Source organism: Brucella sp. RRSP16, from assembly GCF_052246815.1.
In the GTDB taxonomy this organism is placed as follows: Bacteria; Pseudomonadota; Alphaproteobacteria; order Rhizobiales; family Rhizobiaceae; genus Brucella; species Brucella intermedia.
Genome location: NZ_JBQQAM010000049.1, coordinates 1 through 771, shown reverse-complemented (window position 1 = coordinate 771; position 771 = coordinate 1). Strand labels below are relative to the sequence as shown.

The following is a 771-nucleotide window of genomic DNA, read 5'->3' as shown; positions in this document are numbered from 1 at the left end:
AAACATCAGTTGCGATAACGGGTGATGACCGAACCTCGTTCTTCGCTTTACCGCCGCCATCGTTATCCATCTGAGATTATTGCAGAGGCGGTGTGGTTGTATTTCCGCTTTCCGCTAAGCTTTCGCATGGTGAAGACATGCGGGCTTATCGTGGCATCTTCGTCACATATAAGACCGTGTACGAATGGGCGGAGAAATTCGGACGTGCTTATGCCAGTAATATCCGTCGCCGCACACCGCGGCTTGGCGATAAATGGCACCTGGATGAATGTGTAATATATCAAAAGTGAGCATCACATTCTTTGGCGAGCAGTTGATCAGGATGGTTTTGTTTTGGATGTTCTGGTCCAGAAACGCCGTAATACCAAGGCCGCCAAGCGCTTCATGCGCAAGCTTCTCTCTGCACAGGGCTGTGCACCCCGGATCATGGTCACCGATAAACTACGATCATATGGCGCTGCCAAACGAACGATGGGACTTAGCGTTTGCGATCATCGCCAGCATAAGGGTTTGAACAATCGGGCAGAGAATTCGCATCAGCCGATCCGACGACGAGAGCGGGTTATGAAGCGCTTTAAATCGGCGCGACATGTGCAAAATTTCACGTCGATACATGATCCGATCTACAACCTAAATTATTTCCCCCGAAACCAATTCAATGCCGCCGATCATCGTGAGTTACGACAAGCCGCCACTGACATGTGGCGCGAAATCACGTGCCTGAAATCCGCATGACAGATGCGCCAAAGAATACGTTACGTCTGCACTCTC

Annotated in this window: 1 pseudogene; it reads left to right on the top strand. The window is 50.3% G+C overall.

Annotation, left to right across the window (positions count from 1 at the left end):
* Positions 1-24: 24 nt before the first annotated feature.
* Positions 25-735, top strand: a pseudogene (locus ACS5UA_RS22830) (IS6 family transposase).
* Positions 736-771 lie beyond the last annotated feature (36 nt).